A 1697-nucleotide genomic window follows, 5' to 3' on the forward strand; every position below is an offset into this window, starting at 1 on the left:
AGCTTGCTGAGCTTGCTGAGTCTGCTGAGTCTGCTGAGTCTGCTGAGTTTGCTGAGTTTGCAAAGATAAGCCTGATTTCTGCGCCGACTGCGCTTGCACAGAGTCAGTCTGCGAGCCCTCTGAAATGCCAGCACCGTTTTTGGTCAACGTGACTGCCACCTGAGGTTGTGATACCAAAACAGTTGCTGACTGAGCTTTACTTCCGTCTTGCTTGTCAGGCAGCTCTGTAACTAGCGATTGGGATGCCCCCACTGCCACCGATACACCACCGGAACCGTTTCTGCTCATCATGTTGGCATCATCAGGTGAAGGCAGCACTACACTCTCAGTAGATGCATCTTGGCTACCGACAGCCGCTAAGGAGACTAGCTTAGTCTGTCTTGATATATCACTGCTTTGCGAAGATAGCCGAGAACCACCAGAGACAGACAACTCAGACTGAGTGTTGGCACTTCCTACTGCGTAGGAACCCTGTGCTGGCTGAGCCTGACTTGGTGTCGATACCTCGCTTGCTTGTGCGCTATTTTCGCCTTCCCCACCCAATAAAGGCTGAGAATATTGCCTTACTGACTGCGATACAGCCATTTGAGTGTTGTCCGAGGATATCGCTGAGTTATTGACTGGCACAGTAAATCCAGAATTTATCAGCAATGTCATTGCTTCAGGCGACAACACACTGGGATCGGATTGGCCAGCAGGATCACTTGTTGAACCACCATCTGCAGACTTGTCAGACGGCAAAGAGTCGCCGTCACGCGGCAAGGACTGGCCTACTCCATCTACCAACAACCCCACTCCTTCGAAACCTAACATCCCCAACCATTCTGACACCTCACTACCTGCATCGGTGTCAGTATCGACTACTGGTTGATCCACACTACCACTCGATACAATATTTACTTTTGAAGTCAGGGGATCAACAGAGGACGGCAAAGCAGAAGATGTATCAACGAAAGACTGCTGGGCTGCGCTAAACGTAGTACTAAAAAGCTGTCCTGATACAGAAGATGCCTGATCTAAACCACGAACACCGCTTGGCACAATTGATAATGGGACCAATACATCGATAGAGGCTGTCATGTTCACTACTCACTGGCCAGATAAGACTAATGAGCAAAAGGCAGGCCACATTTCATGAGAGCAACTTTCAGCCACTTAGATATAACTTCTTAAGCGCTGCACACACCTGTAAATGTTCAGCACATACTGCGTCCATTAGTCCCTGAGCTTCGCTCAGGTTATTATGCATCCCTGCAGCTTCAAGCAGCTTTAGTATCTCAGCCAGTGAGGTTGCGCCAATATTGCTGCTACTTCCTTTCATACTATGAGCGCTCTGACGCAACCCAACGCCATCCCCTCGCTCTACAGCATCCTTAACCTGCGCAAGCCGCAAAGTAGAATCATCGATGTACGTTTCAATTAGCTCCACAAATTCGTCATCCATGACCTCCTGTAATTCAGATAACAACGCCAGATCGAGCTGCATGACCTTTCTCCATAATGTCACTTTCGTTGGGGGAGACTCTAAGGAATGGCTTGAAGCGAACAAAATATTTGTAAACACAGAGCCTTGATAGTACTTATACTTCCCAATGGCTTTGTTGCACAAATCGGAGCGGGTTCCCCTGCAGTAGAATGAAGGCATGAACAAGCCTGCCTCCCCGAAGTACAAGACAACGAACTGGAAGTCCTACAAC

2 protein-coding genes are annotated in these 1697 nt (G+C 48.7%); both read right to left on the minus strand.

The genetic code is table 11. The annotated features are described in order from the left end of the window. Positions 1 to 1080, minus strand: a 1080-nt coding sequence (locus tag WH50_RS26225) for a hypothetical protein (RefSeq protein WP_207780485.1), incomplete at its 3' end; no start/stop codon positions are given. Positions 1081 to 1147: 67 nt separating this feature from the next. Continuing rightward, positions 1148 to 1486 (minus strand): Hpt domain-containing protein, encoded by a 339-nt coding sequence (locus WH50_RS25200; RefSeq protein WP_165838562.1) that lies wholly within the window; start codon positions 1484 to 1486, stop codon positions 1148 to 1150. Positions 1487 to 1697: the final 211 nt, after the last annotated feature.

It is taken from the genome of Pokkaliibacter plantistimulans (genome assembly GCF_003194385.1).
Taxonomy (GTDB): domain Bacteria; phylum Pseudomonadota; class Gammaproteobacteria; order Pseudomonadales; family Balneatricaceae; genus Pokkaliibacter; species Pokkaliibacter plantistimulans.